The 23,802-nt window shown below is 68.0% G+C and carries 18 protein-coding genes; 8 read left to right on the plus strand and 10 right to left on the minus strand.

Going from position 1 to position 23,802, the window contains the following annotated elements:
* Positions 1-66 precede the first annotated feature (66 nt).
* The 4 genes from ACZ5TV_RS09925 to ACZ5TV_RS09940 all read left to right on the plus strand — a co-directional run bounded on the left by ACZ5TV_RS09925 (position 67) and on the right by ACZ5TV_RS09940 (position 4,568).
* The gene (locus ACZ5TV_RS09925) at positions 67-483 is read left to right on the plus strand and encodes a cupredoxin domain-containing protein (protein ID WP_379783156.1); all 417 of its coding nucleotides are present in this window, start codon (positions 67-69) and stop codon (positions 481-483) included.
* Position 484: 1 nt separating this feature from the next.
* Positions 485-958 (plus strand): hypothetical protein, encoded by a 474-nt coding sequence (locus ACZ5TV_RS09930; RefSeq protein ID WP_379783154.1) that lies wholly within the window; start codon positions 485-487, stop codon positions 956-958.
* Positions 959-1,037: 79 nt separating this feature from the next.
* A complete protein-coding gene (locus ACZ5TV_RS09935; protein ID WP_464383788.1) occupies positions 1,038-1,946 on the plus strand; it encodes a sulfite exporter TauE/SafE family protein in 909 nt (302 codons plus the stop codon).
* A 3-nt stretch (positions 1,947-1,949) separates the two neighbouring features.
* Positions 1,950-4,568, plus strand: coding sequence for a heavy metal translocating P-type ATPase (locus ACZ5TV_RS09940; RefSeq protein WP_464383789.1), 2,619 nt, complete (start codon positions 1,950-1,952; stop codon positions 4,566-4,568).
* 749 nt (positions 4,569-5,317) lie between these two features.
* Here ACZ5TV_RS09940 and ACZ5TV_RS09945 read toward each other — a convergent pair.
* The gene (locus ACZ5TV_RS09945; protein WP_379782171.1) at positions 5,318-6,289 is read right to left on the minus strand and encodes an AI-2E family transporter; all 972 of its coding nucleotides are present in this window, start codon (positions 6,287-6,289) and stop codon (positions 5,318-5,320) included.
* Between the two features lie 250 nt (positions 6,290-6,539).
* Between ACZ5TV_RS09945 and ACZ5TV_RS09950 the strand changes: the two genes are divergently transcribed.
* Positions 6,540-7,325, plus strand: a complete 786-nt coding sequence (locus ACZ5TV_RS09950; protein ID WP_379782178.1) for an aldo/keto reductase — start codon at positions 6,540-6,542, stop codon at positions 7,323-7,325.
* Positions 7,326-7,424: 99 nt separating this feature from the next.
* Here ACZ5TV_RS09950 and ACZ5TV_RS09955 read toward each other — a convergent pair whose 3' ends face one another.
* Positions 7,425-7,841, minus strand: coding sequence for a YccF domain-containing protein (locus tag ACZ5TV_RS09955; protein WP_379782174.1), 417 nt, complete (start codon positions 7,839-7,841; stop codon positions 7,425-7,427).
* 81 nt (positions 7,842-7,922) lie between these two features.
* Positions 7,923-9,791 carry a S9 family peptidase gene (locus ACZ5TV_RS09960; protein WP_379782176.1) on the minus strand — a complete coding sequence of 623 codons (1,869 nt, stop codon included), beginning with the start codon at positions 9,789-9,791 and terminating at the stop codon, positions 7,923-7,925.
* 91 nt (positions 9,792-9,882) lie between these two features.
* Between ACZ5TV_RS09960 and ACZ5TV_RS09965 the strand changes: the two genes are divergently transcribed.
* Positions 9,883-10,929: a glycosyltransferase family 4 protein gene (locus ACZ5TV_RS09965; RefSeq protein ID WP_464383790.1), complete on the plus strand. Its 1,047-nt coding sequence runs from the start codon at positions 9,883-9,885 to the stop codon at positions 10,927-10,929.
* 126 nt (positions 10,930-11,055) lie between these two features.
* Here ACZ5TV_RS09965 and ACZ5TV_RS09970 read toward each other — a convergent pair whose 3' ends face one another.
* The 3 genes from ACZ5TV_RS09970 to ppsA form a co-directional block, all read right to left on the minus strand.
* Positions 11,056-11,706: a halocyanin domain-containing protein gene (locus tag ACZ5TV_RS09970; RefSeq protein ID WP_464383791.1), complete on the minus strand. Its 651-nt coding sequence runs from the start codon at positions 11,704-11,706 to the stop codon at positions 11,056-11,058.
* Positions 11,707-12,310: 604 nt separating this feature from the next.
* The gene (gene mfnA, locus ACZ5TV_RS09975) at positions 12,311-13,378 is read right to left on the minus strand and encodes a tyrosine decarboxylase MfnA (RefSeq protein WP_464383792.1); all 1,068 of its coding nucleotides are present in this window, start codon (positions 13,376-13,378) and stop codon (positions 12,311-12,313) included.
* Between the two features lie 68 nt (positions 13,379-13,446).
* A complete protein-coding gene (ppsA, locus tag ACZ5TV_RS09980) occupies positions 13,447-15,825 on the minus strand; it encodes a phosphoenolpyruvate synthase (RefSeq protein WP_379781824.1) in 2,379 nt (792 codons plus the stop codon).
* A gap of 385 nt (positions 15,826-16,210) precedes the next feature.
* On the opposite strand from ppsA, the gene ACZ5TV_RS09985 reads away from it, so the two are divergent.
* Positions 16,211-18,685, plus strand: a complete 2,475-nt coding sequence (locus ACZ5TV_RS09985) for a S8 family serine peptidase (RefSeq protein WP_464383793.1) — start codon at positions 16,211-16,213, stop codon at positions 18,683-18,685.
* A 230-nt stretch (positions 18,686-18,915) separates the two neighbouring features.
* Here ACZ5TV_RS09985 and ACZ5TV_RS09990 read toward each other — a convergent pair whose 3' ends face one another.
* From ACZ5TV_RS09990 to ACZ5TV_RS10005, 4 genes are all read right to left on the minus strand, one after another.
* Complete coding sequence (locus ACZ5TV_RS09990) at positions 18,916-19,458, minus strand: DUF7344 domain-containing protein (RefSeq protein ID WP_379783090.1); 543 nt, start codon at positions 19,456-19,458, stop codon at positions 18,916-18,918.
* A 672-nt stretch (positions 19,459-20,130) separates the two neighbouring features.
* A complete protein-coding gene (locus ACZ5TV_RS09995) occupies positions 20,131-20,856 on the minus strand; it encodes a hypothetical protein (RefSeq protein WP_464384341.1) in 726 nt (241 codons plus the stop codon).
* An 81-nt stretch (positions 20,857-20,937) separates the two neighbouring features.
* Positions 20,938-21,597 (minus strand): DUF8054 family protein, encoded by a 660-nt coding sequence (locus ACZ5TV_RS10000; RefSeq protein ID WP_379783092.1) that lies wholly within the window; start codon positions 21,595-21,597, stop codon positions 20,938-20,940.
* Positions 21,594-22,361, minus strand: a complete 768-nt coding sequence (locus tag ACZ5TV_RS10005; RefSeq protein ID WP_464383794.1) for a nucleotide-binding protein — start codon at positions 22,359-22,361, stop codon at positions 21,594-21,596. Before ACZ5TV_RS10005 ends, ACZ5TV_RS10000 begins: the two co-directional genes overlap by 4 nt.
* A gap of 93 nt (positions 22,362-22,454) precedes the next feature.
* On the opposite strand from ACZ5TV_RS10005, the gene ACZ5TV_RS10010 reads away from it, so the two are divergent.
* The gene (locus tag ACZ5TV_RS10010; protein ID WP_464383795.1) at positions 22,455-23,789 is read left to right on the plus strand and encodes an MBL fold metallo-hydrolase; all 1,335 of its coding nucleotides are present in this window, start codon (positions 22,455-22,457) and stop codon (positions 23,787-23,789) included.
* Positions 23,790-23,802 lie beyond the last annotated feature (13 nt).

Consider the following 23,802-nt stretch of genomic DNA (forward strand, 5'->3'; position numbering starts at 1 on the left):
GGCGGCGATTCCCGCCTCCCGGGCCTGATCGCGATATTCAAACGATTGACGCTCCTACCGTCGTACATGTATCGGAGACGGTTCCTCGCGCGTGTCGGCGGCGGCGCGACGGTGGGTGCCTCCGCCGCGCTGGCCGGCTGTCTCGACGAGGGATACGACGTCGGGATGACCGCCGACGGCTTCGTCCCGGACGAGCTCACGGTGTCGGTCGGCGACACCGTCGTCTGGGAGAACACCAGCACACGGAACCACACCGTCACCGCGTATGAAGGGGGGATCCCGGACGAGGCTGCGTATTTCGCCTCCGGCGGCTTCGACGACGAGCGGACGGCTCGCGACGCGTGGCACGACGACTTCGGCGGCCGGCTCGAGAACGGGGACCGCTTCAGCCACACGTTCGAGGTGCCGGGCCGCTACGACTACGTCTGTATCCCCCACGAGTTTGGCGGGATGTACGCGACCGTGTTCGTGGAGGGTGAGTGAGATGACCGCCGGTCGGGGAGTCGCGTCCGACCGTTCGCTGCGACGGGTCGCGGGCCTCCTCGCCGCCGTCGTCGCCGGGATCCACCTGTACTGGGCGCTGCCGGTCGCGACCCAGCAGCTCCGGTTCGGGATCCTCCATGACCCCCGGCCCGCGGCGTTCCTGCTCGCGACGATGGCGATGCTCATGGGTGTCCTGCTCGTCCTCCAGGGGTTCGATCCGCTTCCCGTGTACGTCGGCGGGATCGCCCTGATGGTCGTGTTCCTCGGCGGCTACGCCGCGTGGCACACGGTGCTCGACCACGGCGCGTTCTGGCCGGGGCGGCCCGCACACGGCGGCCACTCCGATCTGGGGCCTCTCCGACTGATCGCCGTCCACCTCCTCGACGACTCGCTGGCGTTCGCCTCGAAGCTCGTGGAGGCGGCGCTGCTGGCCGTTCTCTCCGTGCTCACGGTCCGAGAGCTGAACGATCGATGATCCGCGTCCGTTCGGACGTGGGACCGTTCTCGACGAAACCCATTAGCACGCTCGGCCCTAACCCGCGGTGACACACGCGATGGACCCATCTACCCTGCTCGGCGCGGACGTCCTCCTGTTTCTCGCCATCGGGCTGCTCGGCGGAGCCCACTGTATCGGGATGTGTGGTCCCCTCGTGACGACGTACGCCGCCCGAATGGACGGCGGGTCGACGGCCGGGAGCCGGACCGATGGCGGGACGAACGCGACGGAGAGAGCGGGTTCGGCAGGGTCGAGTTCGGCAGGGGCGGCGGGTACGACCGATCGCGGACGCGGTGGCCACCTCACGACCTACGAGGTGCGCCAACACGCCCTGTTCAACCTCGGCCGAACCGCGAGCTACGCGCTTATCGGGGCGGCGCTGGGGGCGGTCGGCGGCGTCGTGCTCGTCACGGCGGCGACGCTCACGGACGCCGCCGCGACGGTCCGCGGGCTCACCGGCCTCCTCGTCGGCGCGGCGGTGATGGCGGTCGGCGTCCGGTACGTCCTCGGCGGCGCGACCGGCGGCGTCCACCTTCCCGGGCTTCAACGGATCACCGGCTGGCTGACGGGCCACGTCGACCGGCTCGCGAACGGACCGGGGATCGTCGGGCTCGGCGCGGTCCACGGACTGCTCCCGTGTCCGATCCTCTACCCGGCGTACCTGTACGCGTTCGCGAGCGGGTCCGCCGTCAGTGGGGGGACCGCACTGGCGGCACTCGGCGTCGGGACGATGCCGGCGGTGTTCCTGTACGGAACGCTGATCGAGCGGGTCGACGCCGTCCACCGCCGCCGGGTCCACCGGCTGCTCGGGGTCGCGTTCCTCGTGCTCGGCTACGTCCTGTTCGCGCACGGCCTGATGGCGGTCGGCGTCCACGTCCCCCACCCCGAACTGCCGTTCTGGAACCCGCTCGACGCCGGGGAGCTCGTCGGCCACGAGGCCGCCGGACACGACCACGGAGGGCACTGACCGATGAGCGAGAACGGCGCGTCCGACGACCACCCCGTCCCCGACTGCACGCTGTGTGACCTCCCGACCGAGGGGGTCAATGTCGTCGACGACGAGGGGAACCGGTTCTGTTGTAGCGGCTGTCGCGGCGTCTACGACGCGCTCGGCGACGTCGACGTGGGTGCCGAGGCGATCGCGGCGCGGCGGGACGAGAGGTCGGGAGGCGGTGATCGAACCGACATCGACGACTCCCCCGACGTCCCCGCCGACCACGAGGCGACGTTCCTCGAAGTGGACGGGATGCACTGTGCGACGTGTGAGGCGTTCATCGAGACGGTCGCGACCCGGACCGACGGGGTGAGCGCGGCGAGCGCCAGCTACGTCACGGACACGGTGAGGGTCGACCACGACCCTAACTCCGTCTCGACGGACGACATCGCGGAGGCAGTGAGCGGGCTCGGCTACAGCGCGTACTCCCGCGACGATGCGTTCTCGCGGCGACAGGCGGACAACATGGCTACCGCGCGGCTCGCCGTCGGCGTGCTCGTCGGGATGGCCGTCATGCTCCAGTACATCGTGCTGATCTACCCGACGTACTTCGCGTTCCCCTTCTACGACGAGCGGACGCTGGAGTTCATCAACGAGGCGATGGCGTCGACCTCCGGGACGTATTTCTTCATCATCATCGGGGTGCTCACGACTATCGTCCTGCTGGTCACCGGCAAACCGATCCTCAGGGGCGCGTACGTGAGCGCCCGAACGCGATCGCCGAACATGGATCTGCTCGTCGCGATCGCCGCCGTTAGCGCGTACCTCTACAGCACGCTGGCGGTCGCGCTGGTCGATGACCCCTCGATCTACTACGATGTCACCGTCGCGATCATCGTGATCGTCACCGTCGGTAACCACTACGAGACGTCAATCAAACGGCGGGCGACCGAGCTGCTCTCCGACCTCACGGCGGTCCAGGTCGACACTGCCCGACGCGTCGTCGAGGCGGAGACCGAGACACCCGAAACGGAACCAGCCACGGGCGAATCGACCGAAACGGTCGCCATCGATGACCTCGAACCGAGCGATCGCGTACTCGTCCGCGCGGGCGAGCGCGTCCCGGTCGACGGCGAAGCGCTTGACGGTCCCGCCGCCGTAGACGAGTCGGTCGTCACCGGCGAGTCGCTGCCGGTCCGAAAGGAGCCGGGCGACACGGTCGTCGGCGGCTCGGTCGTCGCCGACGGCTCGCTCACGATCGCCGTCGGGCCGGAAGCGACGTCCAGCCTCGACCGCGTCGCCGAGCTCGTCTGGGACCTCCAAAGCGGGAACCACGGCGTTCAGCAGCTCGCCGACCGGCTCGCGACCGTGTTCGTCCCGCTCGTGTTGACGATGGCCGTCCTCGTCGCCGTCGCTAACCTCGCGCTCGGCAACGGGTTCTCGACCGCGATGCTTGTCGCGCTCACGGTGCTCATCGTCTCGTGCCCGTGTGCCCTCGGGCTCGCGACCCCGCTGGCGGTCGCCGCCGGTATCCGGGACGCCCTGGAGCGCTCGATCGTGGTGTTCGACGATACCGTCTTCGAGCGGATCCGTGACGCCGACACCGTCGTTTTCGACAAGACCGGGACGCTCACCACGGGGGAGATGCGCCTCCTCGAACGCGACGTCGACGACGACCTGCTCGCGCTCGCGGCCGCGCTCGAATCGCGCTCGGCGCACCCGGTCGGGCGGGCGATCGCCGCGGCGCAGTCGGGAACGACCGACGACGGAATGGTGGCCGACGGCGGCAGCGTCGCGTCGTCCGACCCCGGTGCCGTGAACGCCGAGGACGGAACCGCGGATGTCGACGATCCCGACGCCGAGGGCGGCGCGGGTGCCGACGCTACCGACGCCGGAGCCGGCGACACGACTCTCCCGGTCGCATCGTTCGAGAGCCACGCCCGCGGCGTGTCGGGGACGGTCGACGGGGTCGAGGTCGTCGTCGGCCACCCCGATCTGTTCGACGAGCGCGGGTGGACGGTGCCGGATCGGCTCCGCGAGTCCGTCGCAGCCGCCCGGGATGTGGGACGCGTACCGGTCGCGGTCGGCCGCGACGGTGCGGCAGCGGGGCTCGTCGTCGTCGGCGACGAGCTGCGGGACGGGTGGGAGGAGACGCTCTCGTCGCTCGCCGGTTCGGGTGTCGAGGTCGTCGTCCTCACTGGTGACGACGAACGCGCCGCGACGGTGTTCGCCGAGCACGACGCGGTCTCGCGGGTGTTCGCGGGCGTGCCGCCGGAGGGGAAAGCCGAGACCGTCGAACGCTTAAAAGGACGCGGCCGGACGGTGATGGTCGGGGACGGAACGAACGACGCACCCGCGCTCGCAGCTGCAGACCTCGGCGTCGCGCTCGGCGGCGGGACCGCGATGGCGGCCGACGCCGCCGACGTGGCGATCGTCGACGACGATCTCAACTCCGTCGAGACCGTGTTCGCCCTCTCGCGGGCGGCCGGCCGGCGTGTCAAGGGGAACATCGCTTGGGCGTTCTGTTACAACGCGATCGCCATCCCGCTCGCCGTCACCGGCCTCCTCAACCCGCTGTTCGCCGCGGTCGCGATGGGCCTGTCGAGTCTGCTCGTCGTGACGAACTCCTCACGGGCGTTGCTTTCGGACGAGTAGCGCGGCGCTCTGGGGGCGAGGACGCGACCGAACAACCCGTCTCGAACGAAAACGAGAGTGATTGATCCGGGTCCGTCGCCTACTCGGTACCGGAGAAACCGAACCGGCAGTCACAATACTCCTCTGAACTATTCGGATACGGAACAGATACTCGATCGGCTGCTCTAGTTCCCCGTAGTGTGGACAGGTTGTAGGTTAGAAGCGTTCACCGTCGATCGACGGTCCACTATTGATAACCGAGCGAACGGGGGTTCGGAGGTCGTCACCACGGACACGTCGAGGACGCATACACAGCCGACAGCGACACCAGTCACCCACTTATAAATGGCCGACAGCGACACCAGCCACTCACTTATAAATGGCCGACAGCGACACCAGTCACCCACTTATAAATGGCCGACAGCGACACCAGTCACCCACTTATAAATGGCCGACCGCGACACCAGTCACCCACTTATAAATGGCCGACCGCGACACCAGTCACCCACTTATAAATGGCCGACCGCGACACCAGTCACCCACTTATAAATGGCCGACCGCGACACCAGTCACCCACTTATAAATGGCCGACCGCGACACCAGTCGCCCACTTATAAGCAACCGATCACCTTCAGCGCCGTATCCACTCCCGCCTACGTTCACTGAGCACGCGGCACGAAACGGCCGTGTCCTTCCGGCCACGTCTGAAGGGGAGCATCTCAGCGGGGCCAAACTGCTCCGGTGAGTACGGATCCGAGTGCCGATCGGATTCAGCCCGTCGTCGATTGGCCGCGCTCTCTGGCGGACAGGTCCAGAACGATCTTCGCGCCACCGAGAACGACGGGCCCGATGAACAGGCCAATTGCCCCGAACAGGACGACCCCGCCGAAAATACCCACGACGATGATCGCGACGTTGATCGTTCCGCTCCGGCCGATGAGGGCGGGCCGGAGATACATGTCCGAGGCGCTAACCACGGAACCGTACACCAGGAACGCTCCCCCTGCCACGGGGCGTCCGATCACGAAGAGATACGTCGAGACGGGAACCCACACGCCGAACGCGCCGACCAGGGGGAGTAACGCGAGAACGAACGTCGCCACGATCAGGAAGACGACTCCGGGAATACCGGCAACCACCAATCCGATCCCGATCAGCCCCGCTTGAATGGCTGCGACGGCGACGTTGCCGACGACGGACGCCCACATGAGATTGTCGAGCTGTTCCAGTAGGTCGCGCTGTACCCCGTCGCGGATCGGAACGACCGATCGTAACCAGGCGAGTAGCCGGTCGCCGTCGCGCAACAGCGCGAAGAGAACGAACGCCGTCACGGTGAACCCGATCAGCACGTCGGGGAGTCCGCTGACGGCACTGAGTGTACCGAGGGCGAGGCTCTGTACCCCGTCCGTGATCGGCTCTTGATACGTCTCGTACAACAGTTCGAAATCGACGACGTATCCGATGCTTTCGAGCCGACCCTGGATCCCATCCGGGCTTATCTCTCCCTCTTGGAGCGGCGTCAGGAGTGTTACTCCCTGTTGGATCGCGATGGCGAGGACGTACGCGAGCGGAATGAACACCACGAGTATCGAGGCCACGATGAGGAGGATCGCCGCGGTCATCGAGCGTACGTGTTCCTCGAGTCTCCGTTGTACGGGGGTGAGAACGTATGCGAGCACGATCGCAAACAGGACGTATGAGAGATACGTGGAGACGAGCGCCAGGGCGAGAAGCGCGCTCACCACGGCCAATATCGATAACGCGTTACCCGCCGAAGACCGCCGGATCCCAGCCATGGCCGATATGACGATCGCAGTTATATAGTTATGCGCCGCGGTGCCGTGGACCCGTATCGACGAACCGCCGTACGGTCCGACGAGGGCGCTGTGAAGATCCGACCGACCGATCACAAGCGACTTTCCGTCCACGACCGTACTCCGATCCATGTCACACCGAGAGCAGCAGCCGACCGAAACGCCAACCCGCGATGGGATACCCGTCCTCGGGCTCGGAACGTGGGAGAACGACGACCCCGCACAGTGTACCGAATCGGTAAAAACCGCGCTCGAAGCGGGCTACCGCCACGTCGACACCGCCCAGATCTACCGCAACGAGGCGGCCGTCGGTGAGGGGATCGCCGCGGCCGACGTCGACCGCGAGGACGTGTTCCTCGCCTCGAAAGTGTGGATCGACCAGCTCGCGCCCGCCGACGTCGCCGAGTCGACCCGAGAGAGTCTCGATAAACTCGGCGTCGAGAGCGTCGATCTCATGTACGTCCACTGGCCGGCTGGGGCGTACGATCCCGCCGAGACGCTGCCCGCCTTCGCCGAGCTGCGCGACGAGGGGTTGATCGACCGGATCGGCGTCTCGAACTTCGAACCCGAACACCTCGACGCCGCGACCGACGCCCTCGGCGAGACGCCGTTCGCGAACCAGGTCGAGATGCACCCGCTGCTCCGCCAGGAGGCGCTCCGCGAGTACGCCGATGCCAACGACCTCGAGCTCGTCGCCTACTCGCCGCTGGCACGGGGAGCGATCCTCAACGACCCGACGATCGCGGAGATCGCCGAGGAACACGGCGTCAGCCCGGCGCAGGTGAGCCTCGCGTGGCTCCGCGAGAAGGGCGTCACCGCCATCCCGAAAGCGACCGGCGAGGCGCATATCCAGGATAACCTCGCGAGCCTCGACCTCGAACTCGACGACGAGGACGTCGCGACGATCGACGCGATCGAGCGCACCGACCGCCAGCTCAACCCCGACTTCGGGCCGGACTGGTAGCGGAGACGGCGCGGCGTGGCGGGTCGCGAGCAGGGGACCGCGGTGACGGTCCACTTCCTCTCGTTTCCGGCGGCCGTCGTTTCAGCGCGCCGCGGCAGCTCAGTAGCGGTACAGCGACACGATCGCGGGTAACTTCCCGTACATCCAGATCGCGACGGGGATCCCGACGATCGAGAGCGTCAGGGCGTACGCGACCGCCATCCAGATCCCGCTCGCCCACCAGCCGACGAGGAGGAACCACACCGCCCGAACGACGAGGCTCCGCTGTTCTCTCGACCGAACCGCGCCGTCCCCGGCCCGTTCCACGAACTCGCGTGCGGGTGGTTTCAGCGACAACACCATCGGGACCACGTTGATCATCTTGATCCCGATCGGGATCGTGACGACCAACACGAGGAGGAGCCACGCGACGCTCAGCCAGATCCCGGTCGCCCACCAGCCGACGAGGAGGAACCACGCCGCACGGACGAGGAGCGACCGGTCCTCCGAGACGAGTGCCGGGCCGTTCGAGCTCATAGCGACGGCTACGGGGAGCAAGAATAAAACGAGGCGGGTACGTGCGGGGCTGGGGCCGAAGCCGGACGGTCGCGACCCCGATCAGACGTGTTCCGCGAGGAAGTCGACGATCTCGCGGTACGCCTCGATGCGGTTCTCCAGCTTCGAGAAGCCGTGCCCCTCGTCCTCGAAGATCAGCTTCCGGACGGGAACGCCCTGCTCGCGAGCCTGCTCGATGATCTGCTCGGCCTCGCCGACGGGCACCCGGGGGTCGTTCTCGCCGTGGAGGACGAACAGCGGCGACTCGATCGACTCGATGTTGTTGATCGGCGAGACGGACTCGAGGAACTCTCGGTCCGACGCCAGCGAGCCGTACTCGGCCTCGCGCAGCTCGCGTCGCCAGTCACCGGTGTTCTCGAGGAACGTGACGAAGTTGGCGATACCGACGATGTCGACGCCGGCGGCCCACAGCTCGGGATACTCCGTCAGCGCGGCGAGCACCATGAACCCGCCGTAGGACCCGCCCATCGCGACGATCCGGTCGGGGTCGACCTCCGGATGGTCGTGGAGCCACTCGACGGCCGCGCGGACATCGGCGACGGAGTCCATCCGGTTCTCGACGTCGTCGAGCCCGGAGTACGCCTTCCCGTACCCCGAGGAGCCGCGGACGTTCGGCTCGAACACCGCGTACCCGCCGTTCAACAGGTACTGTTTGACCGACCCGAACGAGGGTCGCCGTTGGGACTCCGGCCCGCCGTGGATGTCGACGACGACGGGGTAGCCGTCCGCGGGCGTCTCCGTCTCGGGTACGGAGAAGAACGCGGGGATCTGTCGCCCGTCGAAGGTGGGGTAGTGGACGAGCTCGGGTTCGATGAACGTCTCGCGGGGGATCCCGGCGGTCGAGGCGTTCGTCCATCGCTCGGTCTCGCCCGAGGTGACGTCGACGACGTACACGTTCGCGTTCGCCGTGCTGCCGGTCGCAGTGATCGCGAACCGCTCGCCGTCGGGCCCGAAGCTCACGCCGCCGGCGACACCGTCGGGCAGGTCCGGCGCGGGGAACTCGTCGATCCGGTGCGGCGAGGCGAGCTCGCCGACCGTCAGCTCCGTGTAGCCATCGACGTTTCGCGAGTAGACGATCCGGCGGGACTCCTCGTGGATCGCCACGCCGTCGACGTTCCAGCCGTCCGGGCCCGGTTTGGCATTCGCGGCCCCGGACGCCTCGTCGTCGTCCTCGTCGATGCCGTCGCTCCCGTCCGCGACGACCGTGAACTCGTCCGTCGAGAGGTCCAGACGCTCCAGCCGGAGGGTGTCGCTCTCGCGGTCGGTGACGAGGTAGACGGCCTCGCCGTCCGGTCCCCACTCGGGGCTGCCGTATCGCACGTCGCCCTCGTGCGGGGTGTGATGGGTGAGACCGCCCGACTCGAGGTCGAGCGTGTAGAGGTCGTGGTCGAACGAGGAGTGCGCCTCGTGAACGATCAGCCGGTCGTCGCTCGGCGACCAGCCGGCGACCGAGAGCCAGCCGTCCCCTTCGTACACGAGCTCGGCGTCGCTACCCGTCTCGTCACGCCCCTGCACGTACACGTCGAACACGGACTCGTCGCGGCGGTTGGAGGCGAACGCGAACCGCTCGCCGTCGCTGTTCCACCCGCCCCATCGGTGTTTGGCCCCCGGACGGTCGGTCAGATCGGTGATCCGGCCGGACTCGAAGTCGAGGCGGTACAGCTGGGCGCGCTCGTTCCCCCCTTCGTCCATCCCGAAGACGGCTTCCGAGTACTCGGGCGAGGAGTCGACGAACGTGACTCGCTCCTCGTAGAACGTGTGCTGTTCGGGCCACTCCAGTGCCCCCTCGACCGACCACACCTGCGGGGTGCCGGTGGTGTCGAGGAGGAACGAAAGCCGGCCGCCGGGGCCGAGGTCCGCTCCGCCGGCGCTGCGGACGTTGAGGTACCGTTCGATATCGTATCGATGCATGTCGTCCGGTTCCGTCCCCGGTGTGAAACCGTTTCGGGTGAACGAACCCGATGCCGTGTCTTTTTATTCAGTCCGGGCGTCGAATCGGCGTATGCGTGTCGCGTTCGTCTCGCTTTTCACTCCCGGGCACGGCGACACGCCGGCCCGTGCGCGAACGCGACGGATCGCGTCCGGACTGGCCGCCCGCGGCCACGACGTGGTCTGGCTGTGTGCCCGCTGGTGGGGCGGCGACGCCGACCGGTTCGAGTCGGACGGGATCACCTATCGGGCGGTCGTCGGCGACCCGGCACCCGCGGCGTTCGCCGCGCGGCTTCCGGCGGCGGTCCGCCGCGTCGGCCCGGACGTCGTCCACGCGGTCAACAGCCCACCGACCCCCGCGCTCGCGACGACGGTCGCCCGGCGGCTCCGCGGCCCGCCGGTGCTCGTCGACTGGTGGCGCGACCATCCCGCCGACTCGCGCCGCGGGTACCGCCTGCTCGCCGGCGGGGCCGACACGGTGACGACACCTTCGCGAACGACGAAGACTCGGGTTCGCGAGCATGGCGCGGCGGGCGACGCGGTCCGGGTCGTCCCCGAGAGCATCGACGTCGGCGTCGTCGAGGACGCTCCCGTCGACGACCGGTTCGACGCCGTCTATTCCCGCCGGCTGGACCGGCACGCGAACGTCGAGACGTTCCTGCTCGCGCTCGCGGAGATCCGCCGACGCGACTGGACCGCCGCGGTGATCGGCGACGGTCCGGAACGCGAGCGGGTCGAGGCCGCCGCCCGCGACCTCCGGATCGCCGACCGGGTCGCGTTCCTCGGTGACCTTCCCGTCGAGGACCGCGTGTCGATATTCAAGGGGACACACGTCTTCGCACAGACCGCGAGCTGGGAGACGTTCGCGACGGAGCTGCTGTGGGCGCTCGCCTGCGGCTGTGTGGGTCTCGTCGAGTACCAGGCGGACTCCAGCGCTCACGAGCTCGTCGAGGGGCGGACGCGCGGGCGACTCGTGACCAGTCCCGCGGAGCTCGCCGACGAGCTCGTGGCCGTGAACGAGCTCGACCGCCGCGCGGTCGACCCCGACTTCGACTCGTACGATCACGCCGCGACGCTCGATCGATACGTCGACCTGTATCGGGAGCTGGCGGGCGAGTAGGCGACGAACGCCGACACCGAGAGCGGGGTCCCCGTCGGGTCCGAGGGAAGCGGTCGCGGTGAGTCGTCCGCCGAGCCGACCGGGAACCGCGGCACGTGCGGCCGATCGAGCCGGGAAAATCGTGCGTTACTCTTGGGTGATCGTGCCGCCGTACTTCATGAAGACGAACGCGAGCCCAAGCGTGCTGCACATCGCGATGAACGTGGCGATACCGAGGGCACGAGCGCCCTGCGGGACGAACACGACTCCGGAGGCTCCGTCGCCGCCGACGTCGACCGTGTCGATGTCGTCCCCGACCGCGAGACCGGCGTGCATCCCGACGCCGTCGTGCGGGGTACAGACGTAGTGGGTGATCCCCTCGTCCTCCTCGGTCGCCTCGTGTTGGTAGGTGTGTCCCCCCTCGTCGACGGGCGATCCGCTGTCGAGCTCGGCGGGTCCCTCGACGGTGACGACGTTGTGGCCGCCGCCCGCGCCGCTCCACTCCCACGTGATCGTGGTGCCGGGGTCGACCCACAGCAGGGTCGGGTCGAACGCGAGCCCGTCGTCACCGCCCCCGACGGTGACGGTGACTTCGTCCTGGCCGCGCGCGTCCTCGTAGGTGCCGAGGTTCCCCTGCGCGCCGCTCGGCCAGTCGGGTTCGACTTCGCCGCCGCCACCGTTCTCGTCGTCGTCCTCCTGTGCGGCTGCCGTCCCCGACGCGGCCGTGGCCGTGCCGGCGGCCGCCGCTCCGCCGGCGGCCCACATGAACGTGCGCCGAGAGACGTCGTCCGTGCTCATAGCCGCCGGTTCGTGATGCCCGATAGTGAATATGTTGGTTCGGCTCCCGCGGATCGCCGAGAGTCGGTCGATAGCGAGAGCTCCGTGATCGATATCGGGTGTGGGTATGGTAATACGATCGATCGGTTGGGTATAAGTGAGCAAGCGGTGTTGCTGTCGGCCGTTTATAAGTGGTTGTTGACGCGGTGGCCTCGTTCAACGCCCCAGCCGTTCGTTTATAAGTGGTTGATCATCGATTGATGGTGAACTCGTCCAAAGCCCCAGTCGCCGGCGGCGAAGCCGCCGGCTGTCCCTTTGGGTCCCACCCGCCCCGCACAACACCGCACCTCACGCCTCCCCAGCCTCGTCGCGGGCGCTCCGCGCCAGCGACTCCAGCGAGGGACCTTCGGGCCGCTCACCGGGGCGCGCCACCGCAGTGGCTATTTATAAGCGATCGGTGCTGCCGCTCGTTATTCAGTTATATACTCTGGTGCCGCCAGCGATCTGATACACCTACTCCCGACATCACTCACTGACGCCTTTGTACTGACTACCATGTATAACGCGACCGCGCAGCATGGATACCGACGGTGTAGTCCACTTTTATATCCCGATCCGCTTCGTCTCACGTTCGGATCCGGTCCAGGTCCGCGAGGAACGCCCGCAGCGCCTCGCGGGTCACGTGTGGCATACACACGACGCGGGCCTCGCCCGCGCCCGTGCGGGAGAGCTTCCAACCGGCGTCCCGGAGCGCCTCGAACGTCGTGTCGGGGAGGTCGACCGCGACGAGAGGGAGCTCGGGTTCGGTCACGTCGTACCCGCGCGCGACGAGCTCGTCGGCGAGCCAGGTGGCGTCGGCCGCGGCGCGTTCGGCGGCCTCGCGGTAGCCGTCGGGCCACAGCGCCTCCATCGCGGCGACCGCGCCGGCGACGCCCGCGCCGCTCCGCGTGCCGTTCAACGTCGCCTGCGACCGGGTCTCCAGGTAGGGGGTTTCGACCGCGAGCGCGTCCAGCGCGGCGGGCTCTCGCGCGATCAACCCGCCTGCGGGAACGACCCCACGGCCGCACTTGTGCGGGTCGATCGTCAGCGTGTCGACGGGGGCGTCCGCGAACGACCAGTCGTGGTCGGTGAACGGCAGAAGGAACCCGCCCCACGCGGCGTCGACGTGGAGGAACGCCCCCGCGTCGTGGGCGATCCGCCCCAGCTCGGGGATCGGGTCCACCCGGCCGTACTCCGTCGTGCCCGCGACGCCGACCACGAGCGCGGTCGCGTCGTCGACGGCGGCCGCGACCGCGTTGATGTCCGCTCGGTACTCGTCGTCGACCGGGACGGTCCGAAGCTCGACGTCGAGCACCTCGGCGGCCTTGTGGACGGAGAAGTGGGCGCTCTCGGGCGCGACGACGTTGGCGTCGGCGGCGGGGTGACGGTTTCGCGCCGACCGGACCGCCTGGAGGTTCGCCTCGGTGCCACCTCCCGTGACGTATCCGGACGCCTCGGTCGGCGTCGGGTGGTCCGTCACCGTCGCGAGCAGCTCGACGGCGCGTTCCTCGAGGGCCGCGACCGTGTCGTACGTCGCGGGATCGCCGGGGTTCGTCGCGAGGAAGCGTTCGGCGGCCTCGCGGGCGGCCGGATGCGGCTCCGTACACATCGAGGAGAGCACCCGGTCGAACGACTGCGGCTCGGGCGACTGCATTCGCCTCCCATTCGCCGCGGCGACCGTTTACCGGTTCCGCTCCGCCGCGAGGAGGCCTCCGCTCCGTCTCAGCGCACCGAGTCGAGGAGGAGTCGCTGTTCGACCCGCTTGACCTCGTGTTGGACGTCGCGGACGGCGTCGATGTTCGCCGAGATGGAGGAGACTCCCTCCTCGACGAGGAACTCCACCATCTCGGGTTTCGAGCCCGCCTGTCCGCAGATGCTGGTGTCGACGCCGCGCTCGCGACACCGCTCGACCGTGTCGCCGATCAGCTGTAACACGGCCGGGTGGAGCTCGTCGAAGCGGTCGGCCACGTGGCCGTTGTTGCGGTCGACCGCCAGCGTGTACTGGGTGAGGTCGTTGGTGCCGAAGGAGGCGAAGTCGATGCCGGCGTCGGCGAGGTCGTCTATCAGTAGCGCGCTCGCGGGCGTCTCGACCATCACGCCCCACGTGTGTTTTTCGGGATCGATGCCGGCCTCCCGGAGGTGTCGTTTCACCCCCTCGACGTCCGCGGCGTCGTTCACGAGCGGGAACATCACCTCGACGTTGTCGTACCCCATCTCGATCAGCCGCCCGAACGCCGCGAGCTCCTGTTTGAACGGCTCCGGCTTGTCGAGGCTCCGACGGACGCCGCGCCACCCGAGCATCGGGTTGGGCTCGACCGGCTCGCCCTCGCCGCCCTCCAGCTCGCGGAACTCGTCCGTCGGCGCGTCGATGGTCCGCACCCGAACCGGCCGCGGATAGAACTCGTCGGCGACCGCGCGGATCCCGTCTATCAGCTCGTCTTGGTACGCTCGCGCGCCGTGGTCCGCGATGTACCGCTCCGGCGTCTTCCCGAGCGAGAGCACCATGTGTTCGATCCGCAACAGGCCGACCCCGTCGGCCCCGGTCGCGGCCGCCCGCTCGGCCGCTTCCGGGATCGAGACGTTCACCTTCACCTCCGTCGCGGTCATCGGTTTCACCGGCGTCTCCGGCCGCGCCGCCTCCACCGGTTCGAACTCCTCGGCGGGCTCCGCCTCCTCGTCCGCCCCGGCCCGCACCGTTCCCTTGTCGCCGTCGATGGTGACGCGGCCGCCGTCGCGCAACACTCGGGTCCCGTTGCCCGTCCCGACGACGGCGGGCACGCCGAGCTCCCGGGAGATGATCGCCGCGTGGCTCGTCATTCCGCCCTCGTCGGTGACGATCCCGGCGGCGCGTTTCATCGCCGGCACCATGTCCGGCATCGTCATCTCCGTGACGAGCACGTCGCCTTCGCCGACCTGATCGAGGTGGTCGAGCTTGTCGACGATCCGCACCGCACCCGACACGATCCCCGGACTCGCGCCGAGGCCGTCGACGAGAACGTCGCCGCCGTCTGCGTCCCCGGTTCGGTTCGTTCTCTCGGTGTCGGTTTCCCCGCCGTCGCCGGTGGCCTGGTCTCCGTTCCCGGGAGTGTCGGTGTCGGCGTCGACGGCGACCGGTCCGCCGTTACCCCCGGTCGCCGCGGCGTCCGCGTCCTCGCGGATCGTCGTGATCGGGCGGGACTGGAGCATGTATATCTCCTCCTCGAAGATCGCCCACTCGACGTCCTGTGGCGTCCCGTAGTGCGACTCGACCGTCTCGCCGAGCGACACCAGCTCCTCGATCTCCGCGTCCGAGAGCACGCGGGCGCTTCGCCGGTCGTCCTCGACGTCGAGCTGGACGGTCTCACCGGTGTCCGGGTCTTTCACCATCTCGACTTTCTTCTCGGCGACCGTGACGCTCTCGACGGAGCGGCTCTCGCGGTCGTACACGTAGTTGTCCGGCGAGACGGTCCCGGACACCACGGCCTCCCCGAGCCCCCAGGCGGCCTCGACGGTCACTTGTGGGTCGCCGGTCGAGGGGTGGCTCGTGAACAGCACGCCCGATTTCTCGGCGTCGACCATCCGCTGGACGACGACCGCGATGTCGACCTCCTCGTGGGGGAACCCGCGCTGCTGGCGGTAGTAGATCGCTCGCTGGGTGAAAAGCGAGGCCCAGCACTCCTTCACCCGCCGGAGCAGGTCCGCCTCCCGGACGTTGAGGAACGTCTCCTGCTGGCCAGCGAACGAGGAGTCCGGTAGGTCCTCGGCGGTCGCCGACGACCGAACGGCGACGAACGCCTCGTCGTCCTCGGTGCCCATCGAACGGTAGCTCGTCAGGATCTCCTCACGGACCGATTCGGGGAACGGCGTCTCGATGATCAGTTCGTGAGCCGTCGCCTCGGCCTCGCGAAGCGCGCCCGAGTCCTCCGGGTCGACATCGACGGCACCGAACAGCGCCTCGTCGATCTCGGCCTCCTCGATGAACGAGCGGTACGTCTCCGCCGTGACGACGAATCCGGGCGGGACCGGCAGTCCCGCACCGATGAGTTCACCCAACGACGCTCCCTTACCGCCGACGATCCCGACGTCGCCGGCATCGACTTCCTCGAGCCAGAGTACTCCCATTCGTTACTCGGGGGTACCGCGAGGCGTCCAATGAATCTTCCGACGAACACGGCCTCGAATAAATATTACTCGGGTGTGAGTTAGGGATGGGAACCACGAGGCGTTGCTGACCCTCCGGTGCGCCGATCCGCTCTCCTCTCGTCGGTTCGTTCCTCTTTTCGGTTCGTGCCGGGATCCGTCCGTTTCGCCGTTCCCGGATCGGGTCCCGAGTTTCAACCCGCTGAAACGACTCTTTACCGTGGTTTCCGTGGGACAGGAACGATCGTAAACGCCGAATTACCATGAGTGTGTCTCCCTTGGGGATCGACACCCTCTGTCGGTGGAGGCGACATAATCGATGACACACAATACGACTCGTATCTTTGCGACCATTTTCGCGGCCGTGATGGTCGTATCCATGCTCGCGCCGACCGCCGGCGCGGCGGCAGCCATGGGTGCGACATCCGGCGACGCGATCGATGTCGATACCTCCGACATTCAGACGGATGCACAGTTCGACGTAGACGAGAACACTGACACCCCCGACACCGATAGATCGGGCGAACTACGCGCTCATCACGAGTCCGACGACACCGATGTCCACCCGGCTCTCCGTGACGCGACGGGTGACACTGTCGTCTTGGTCTCGGTCGAGCGCGAGCTCGGCTCGGTCGCGGGCCTGAGCGCGGCCGACGCCAACGTAACCAAGGCGCTCATGGAAGACACCGCGGCGACGCAGGCTCCGGTGATCGAGGCGCTCGAAGCGTTCGACGCCGAAGTCCGAAGCGAGTACTGGGCCGGTAACGTCGTTTCCGCCGAGGTCGACCTCGACCGCGTCGACGTCGAGGAGATCGCGGCGATCGACGGCGTCGCCCGCGTCTCGCCGAACCTCGAGTACGAGCGGCCCGCCCCGCAGATGGACGCCGCCGAACCCGACCTCGACGGCGATTTCACCTTCGGACTTGAACAGATCAACGTCCCCGAGTTCGACGAGGAGTTCGACGGGATGGGTGACGGCGCAAGCGTCGTCATCGGCGACGACGGGATCAGCAACCCCGAGGAAGGCCATCCTGACCTCGAGTTCGCCGAGGAAGTGAACGTCGTCAACGGCGAGATCAACGAGGGGCTCGGTTCGCCGGGCGCCCACGGTGAGCACGTCGCCGGCACCGCGACCGGTGCGGCCGAGCCAGTCGGCGACGTCCCGCGGTTCGGCGTCGCACCCAACGCCGATCTGCTGAAGGCGAACGTCTTCGAGGGCGGCGCGTTCACCGAGGACATCATCGCCTCGATGGAGTGGGCCGCCGAGGAAGACGCGGACGTGGCGAGTTACAGTCTCGGGTTCGCCCCCGAGGGCGACGGCTCCACGTTCGCGCCCGCATACGTCGACACGATCGAAGACGTAAACGCGGCGGGCACGGCCGCAGTCGTCTCGGCCGGTAACGAGGGCGCTGGCGACATCGGCGGTCCGGTGACCGCTCCCGCGACCAACTTCGATTCCGTCGCGGTCGGCGCGTCCACCGAAGCCGGCGACATCGCCACGTTCTCCAGCGGTGCCGTGATCGACGACGGCAGCGTCGAGTTCGTCGGCGGCGGCGACTCGCTGCCCGAGACGTTCCCGCGACAGTACGTTCAACCCGACGTGAGCGCGCCGGGTGCGGACGTACTCAGCGCTGGGCCGCTCGGCGGCGATATCGGTGACCCTGCGGCGACGTACTCCTACGCGAGCGGCACCTCGATGGCCGCCCCGCACTACGCGGGAGCCGTCGCGCTGCTCCAGTCCGTGACCGACGAACAGCTCGAACCCGAAGCGATCGAGAACGCGCTCGCGGAGACCGCGGAGAAACCCGAGAACGACTTCGCCGAGCTCAACAGCCGCGATATTCGGTACGGAACCGGTATCATCGACGTGCACGCGGCCGCCCAGGCACTAACCGGCGACGAGGTCCAGACGATCGAGGGCACCGTCACCGACGCCGAAACGGGCGAGCCGCTCGTCGGTGCGACCGTCGAGAGCGCCGAGGGTGCGCTCACTTCGACCGACGACGACGGCGAGTACACCCTGACGGTGACGAGCGACCCGGCCGAGATCACGGCTGACGAGTTCGGCTTCGCCGCCCAGACCGTCGAGGTCAGCGGCGGCGAGGAGACCGACTTCGCGCTCGAACCCGCAACCAGCGTGGAGCTGGTACAGGACCAGCCACAGTTCGTCACGCCCGGTGACGAGTTCGAGATCGTCGTCGACGTCCGCAACGTCGAGACGTTGACGCTCGAGATCACCGAGGAGTCGACGACTGACCCCGAAGACGTGACCGTCTCGCTCGACGGCGACGAGCTGCCGTTCGGCGAGCCGATCGACCTCGGTGGACTCAATGCCGACGGCGTCACGCTCGACGTCGCGGTCGACGAGGACGCCGAGCTCGACACCGAGTTCGCGATCGAACACACGTTCGGTGACGAGGACGACGACCCGCCCGCCGAGGACGCGGTCGGCTTCGGTGACGGCGAGTTCCTCTTCGCACCGGGTCAGACCGACACGGTAACGATGAACACCTCGGCTGACGACGTGGCCGGCTACGAGGTCTTCGTCGACTTCGAGGACGCCACGCTCACCGCCGGCCAGCTCGGCGACGTGAACAACGACGGCGAGATCAACGCGTTCGACGCGATCCTGATCCAGCAGTACATCGCGGGCGAGGAGCCGGCAGACGACTTCTACCCCGCGCTGGCTGACGTCACTCAGGACGGCGAGATCCACACCGGCGACGTGATCGCCCTCCTCGACATGATCGTCGACGGCGACACGGACGCCGACGAACTGCTCGAAGAACAGCAGGACGCGACATCGATCGACACCGACGGCGCTGTCGCCGCCGCCGTCTAAGATCGACCCCGGTAGGCTGGAGCGCTGCGCGCTACCCCGCGCGGGCTCTCACTCTGCCGTTTCGACGCGCAAACCTCCGCTCACGCGGCTTCCATTATTTCAGGCTTCGCACACAGCAGCGGCGCACAAGCGAGCGGCCGGTGACTTCGATGTTTCCACACAGGAAACCCCGATCGCCGAAAACAGCGGGTTCCCGGTCGTATCCGTCTCGTCGAGGTCGTCGCCGTCGCTTAGGAGTCGACGCGGCTAAGCGCGTCGGCGAGCGACAGCTGGAACTCTGTCCGCATCACCAGCGAGTAGACGAACACGGCCGCGGCCGCGCCCATGCCAAGAGAGAGGAGGACGGCGGTCAGCGGGAGCGATCCGAACACGGGGAGTCCGAGCCCCCACGCGCCGAGCACGATGGCTGAGGCGACTCCGAGCGCGCCGAGGATCCGTTCGAGGGCGTTTTCGGCGTCGGGCTCGACGGTGATCTTCAGCTCCTCCGGACGTTCGGGGCCGAGACTGACGACCGACTCGCGTTTGTCGAACTCGATGAGTCCGGCCTCGTCCATCTTTCGACAGTGGAACTGGCGGAGGGAGTTGTAGACGCTCTTGCGCTGGTCGTAATCGACGTCTTCGGGATCGACACCGTTCTCCCAAGCGGCGATCCGTCTGGACGCTTCATTGAGCTCCAGCTCGCCGGACTCGCGACGGAGGAGCCGCCAGAGGAATCGCCGCCGCCGGTTGCTGAGTATCTCGAGGAGGTCGTTCGGATCGAGACCTGCTTCCAACTCCGAATCGGCCGCCTGATCCGTTCGTTTCGGGCTTCCGTCATCAGGACCACCCGATCCGTCGGATTCTGGCTGTTCATCGCCGCCAACTCCAAGAGGGTTCCAACCAAGTCATTTCAATTCTCCGATTCGCATGCCCATACCAGTTGTTTCAATCGGTAAAACTGTTTTTACTTCTGTAAGGAAATCGAGTAATCGATAGTTATGCCGGTACTTCACATGGTAACTACACACGAAGTCGCATCGTACGGATTATTCGCCGTTCTACCGCCGGTTATCGTGGCTTCAGTCGTCACATCCGTCGAGTTCGCGATCGTCGGCGCTGGTCCGAGCCTGATGCACGCCGGAGTATCGCTGTGGATGGCGTCATGGTATTCGCCGTATGTGGGGCCACATTCGTCGTATGTACGGGACGTTCACCACGTTTAGAGCGACGATCGACGCGGCTGCCGCCCTCCAACGGCAAACCTGTCGCGTTTCACCGTGGCCTTTCCGTGTCGTTCGCCAGCAACGACACTCAATAGCGTCGTTTGAGACGAGAAGAGGGCCGAAACGTCGGGGTGTGACGAACCGCTAGTCGGTCCGTACGTATTGCTCGACTGTTTCGGACCTATACTTATCTCCTGATATGTGTGCGGCTGCTGTACTATGTTACAACTGCTGTAACACCACTCAGACCGACTCCAGCCGCCGCCGTTCCTCGGCGAGGAGACGTTCCCAGTAGCCGAACAGTCGACTGTCGAGCCCGTACGCCTCGTCGACGCGGCCGACCCACCGGTCGTCGGCGAACAGCAGCGCCTGAAACCGTCGTACGTCGGGCGACAGTCGGTCACGATCTCCGCCGTAGTACGCCAGCGACTCCGTTCGCGTCCGCTCGAGGAGGTCGCCCGGAACGAGTATCCCGTCGGCGGCGGCCGCGTGGGCGAACCACTCCAGGTGTAACAGCGCGTCGGCGAGCAGGAACCGTTCGCGAAACCCGGAAACGCCCTCGAGCGCCGGGTTACCGTCGATCCGGACGTCGGCCGGTCGGGAGAACCGTGGCGCGGTAACGGTGATGCCGGCGGCTTCCGCGACCGTGTCGACCACTCGGCGAAGCCGCCAGTCGGCGTAGCGAACGGGAGCGATCAGGGCGGCCTCGTACCACAGCGGCATCCACTCGCAGTACGGCTCCGAGAACGCACCGTCCGCGAGGAGGGTCGCGGCGACCGATCGGGCGCCGTCGGGGGTGAGCCCGGTCGGGTCACGCGCGAGCTCCGTCGCGACCGCGTCGCCGTCGATCGCGTCGACGCCTTCGAACCCCATCCCGTCGGCGACGTGTCGGGTGTACGCTCGGCTCGCGGCGTACCAGTCCGCGAACTCGCTCGGCTCGGTCAGTCGGAGAAGGCGGAGGACGGTGATACCACGACTACACACGGGAGGGGCAAAACCGCTCCGGCGGACCTCAGCCCGATCGAACTGCCGACCGGCTGATATTCGCCGTCACTCCCCGGTACCCGGCGGTCCGTCGCTTTCCAGTACACCGTCGAGCCCCCACTCGTCCGCGCGCGCCGCCGCCTCGGCACGAGCCTGTTCACGGATCGCCTCTATCCGGTCGTCGTCCGCGAGGAACGCTTCGATCGCGTCGGGATCGTCGTCGTCGCCGTCGAGCCGGTCCGCCGGTGCAGCCTCGCGGGTTCGGTCGGCGAGTGCGTGGTCGTCCGCGAGCGCCGTCGCGACCGATCCCGGCGACACCCGAAGCGACTCCTCGCGGTGCGCGGTGGCCAACGCTCCGTCGGGGACGGCGTACAGCTCGACCCGGTAGGGACCGGGCACCGCGAGCTCCGCGAGGGCGTCCGGACCGCCCCGGTCGCTCACCGTATTGTATACTAACACGGGAACGCCGTCGTCGAAGGTTACCACGCCTCGGGCCTCTCCCGCGAGCAACAGCGTGTCCTGTGGAACGAGCGTCGCGTACCCCGTCAGCTCGCGGTCGAGCGCGGTCACCAACGGCGTCGCGACGTCGGAGACGACCCGGGACCGCAGCAGATCACCGCGTGGGATCCGGAGCTCCGGCGGGTCACCGTCGGACCCGGTCTGTTCGGACGTCGTGGTGGTCCGCGACCTGTCCGTCACGTCCGGCGCGTCCGTGCGACGCGTCATGGCGTGTCGGGGACGACCGCGCTCTTGAACCGGGCTGCGACCGCGTCGCCGTCACCGTCACGGACAGCGAGGCGTGCGGCGGCGTCCCGGTACCGTGCCGCGGGCTCGCTGTCGGGGGCGTGGGCGAGGAGCGGTTCGCCGTTCCGGCGGGCTGCACGGACGACATCGCTGTCAGGGACGTTCGCGAGCACCGGGCCGCCGAAATGTCTGCTGGCCCCCTCGGCCACGTCGGCGGCTTCCTCCCGGACCTTGTTGAGAAGTACGCCAGCGGTCTCCGTGCCGTACGAGCGGGCGTACTCCTGAACCTTCAGCCCGTCCGAGAGCGCGGGGATCGTCGGCTCGACGACGATCACGACGCGGTCGGCCAGTACGACAGGCAACACCGCGGACTTCGAGGCGAGCGCCGCGGGGGAGTCCAACAGCAGCACGTCCGTGTCGCCCGCGAGCTCGGCGACGACCGCGCGGAGCCGTGCGGGGTCGGCGGCCTCGAACCCGGCCAGCGACGTGCCACAAGGGACGACGGACATCCCGAAGCGGTCGTACGTCGCCTCCGAGACGTCGGTCGCCGTCCCCTCGACGAGGAGGTCGTGAAGGGTTACCGTCGCGTCGTCGAGGCCGGTGTGGAACAGCAGGTTCGCCATCCCGGTGTCGGCGTCGACGACAGTGACGTCGTACTCGTCGGCCAGCGCCATCCCGAGCGCCAGCGTGCTCGTCGTCTTACCGGTGCCGCCTTTTCCGCTGGCGACCGCGAACGCCTCTACCATGCCCCTCGGTCCGCGGGAGCCGAGTAAAGCCTGTCTATCGTGGCTCCACCCAGCTCGGGACAGCGTTTTGTCCGTCCGCACCGAGCTGCGGGTATGCCTACCGTCGTTAGCGCATCGGCGTTCCGTGACATGGTCGACGCGGCGCGCCGCGGCGAGCGGTCGTTCACGGTCGTCGACACCAGGCCGACGGACGACTTCGAGAGCTGGCGTATCGCCGACTCGATCAACTACGTCTACAAACCGTTCCACGAGTTCGACCTCGACGCGTTCGAGCGTGAGACCGGGCTCTCTGCGTCTGACACGGTCGTTACGACCTGTGCGAAGGGGAAGGCGTCGCTCGATCTCGCCGCGGAGCTCGAAGCCGCCGGCTACGACGAGGTCGTCGCCATCGATGACGGCATGCGCGGCTGGTCGGCCGTGTACGACCGCGTCCGCGTTCCGCTCCCCGACGCCGGCGACGACCCGCTCGACGTGGTCCAGATACAGCGCCGGGCGAAGGGATGTCTCGGCTACCTCGTCGTCGGCGGACGGGAAACTCCCGACGACTCCCGCGTCGCGGTCGCTGATCCCGACGACTCCCGCGTCGCGGTCGCGATCGATGTCTCGCGACACGGCGAGGAGTGGCGCGCGGCCGCTGCGGCACACGACGCCGAGATCGCGGCCGTCCTCGACACCCACGTCCACGCCGATCACCTCTCCGGCGGACGCGCGCTCGCGGACGAGCTGGACGTTCCTTACGTCCTCCCGGCCGCGGCCGCCGACCGCGACGTGGCGTACACGTTCGAGCCGCTCGACCGCAACGAGACCCTCGACGTCGGCGGCGTCGACGTGAAAGCGCTGGCGACACCCGGACACACCGACGACATGGCGAGCTACCTCGTCGGTCGGTCCGCCGTACTAACCGGCGACACGCTCTTTACCGACAGCGTCGGTCGCACCGAGCTGCAGTTCGCGGCTGGCGGAGAGGGTGAAACGACGGGTGAGACCGGGACTGAGGAGGCGGCCGACGTGGGCGCGGCCGATCCCGAAGCGACCGACCCCGAGACGGCCGGCGCGCGCGAGGGCGCGGAGCGGCTGTACGACTCGCTTCACGGCACGCTGCTCGCCGAACCGGACGACGCGGTGGTGCTGCCCGGGCACTTCTCGGTCGCGAACGACGGGACGACCGGCGACGTGACGCCGGGCGAGCCCGTGGCGACCACGGTCGGCGAGGCTCGCACGGGGATCGACGTGCTTGACCGGGACCGGGCGTCGTTCGTCGAGCGGATCACGGCGACGCTCCCGGAGAAACCCCCGAACTACGAATCGGTGATCGCGGCGAACCGCGGCGTCGAGTCGCCCCCGGACGAGGTCTCGGCGATCGAACTGGAGCTCGGGCCGAACCGGTGTGCGGCCGAGACGGGGCCCGAAGCCGGGGCGGACGACTGAGCACGGGACACGG

Source organism: Halorubrum tibetense, assembly GCF_055396225.1.

Excerpts from the sequence above, each read along its gene's own strand:
- ACZ5TV_RS09925 (WP_379783156.1), top strand. The coding sequence starts at position 67 with ATGTATCGGAGACGGTTCCTCGCGCGTGTCGGCGGCGGCGCGACGGTG.
- ACZ5TV_RS09930 (WP_379783154.1), top strand. The coding sequence starts at position 485 with ATGACCGCCGGTCGGGGAGTCGCGTCCGACCGTTCGCTGCGACGGGTC.
- ACZ5TV_RS09935 (WP_464383788.1), top strand. The coding sequence starts at position 1,038 with ATGGACCCATCTACCCTGCTCGGCGCGGACGTCCTCCTGTTTCTCGCC.
- ACZ5TV_RS09940 (WP_464383789.1), top strand. The coding sequence starts at position 1,950 with ATGAGCGAGAACGGCGCGTCCGACGACCACCCCGTCCCCGACTGCACG.
- ACZ5TV_RS09955 (WP_379782174.1), bottom strand. The coding sequence starts at position 7,841 with ATGAGCTCGAACGGCCCGGCACTCGTCTCGGAGGACCGGTCGCTCCTC.
- ACZ5TV_RS09960 (WP_379782176.1), bottom strand. The coding sequence starts at position 9,791 with ATGCATCGATACGATATCGAACGGTACCTCAACGTCCGCAGCGCCGGC.
- ACZ5TV_RS09965 (WP_464383790.1), top strand. The coding sequence starts at position 9,883 with ATGCGTGTCGCGTTCGTCTCGCTTTTCACTCCCGGGCACGGCGACACG.
- ACZ5TV_RS09970 (WP_464383791.1), bottom strand. The coding sequence starts at position 11,706 with ATGAGCACGGACGACGTCTCTCGGCGCACGTTCATGTGGGCCGCCGGC.
- mfnA (WP_464383792.1), bottom strand. The coding sequence starts at position 13,378 with ATGCAGTCGCCCGAGCCGCAGTCGTTCGACCGGGTGCTCTCCTCGATG.
- ppsA (WP_379781824.1), bottom strand. The coding sequence starts at position 15,825 with ATGGGAGTACTCTGGCTCGAGGAAGTCGATGCCGGCGACGTCGGGATC.
- ACZ5TV_RS09985 (WP_464383793.1), top strand. The coding sequence starts at position 16,211 with ATGGTCGTATCCATGCTCGCGCCGACCGCCGGCGCGGCGGCAGCCATG.
- ACZ5TV_RS10000 (WP_379783092.1), bottom strand. The coding sequence starts at position 21,597 with ATGACGCGTCGCACGGACGCGCCGGACGTGACGGACAGGTCGCGGACC.
- ACZ5TV_RS10005 (WP_464383794.1), bottom strand. The coding sequence starts at position 22,361 with ATGGTAGAGGCGTTCGCGGTCGCCAGCGGAAAAGGCGGCACCGGTAAG.
- ACZ5TV_RS10010 (WP_464383795.1), top strand. The coding sequence starts at position 22,455 with ATGCCTACCGTCGTTAGCGCATCGGCGTTCCGTGACATGGTCGACGCG.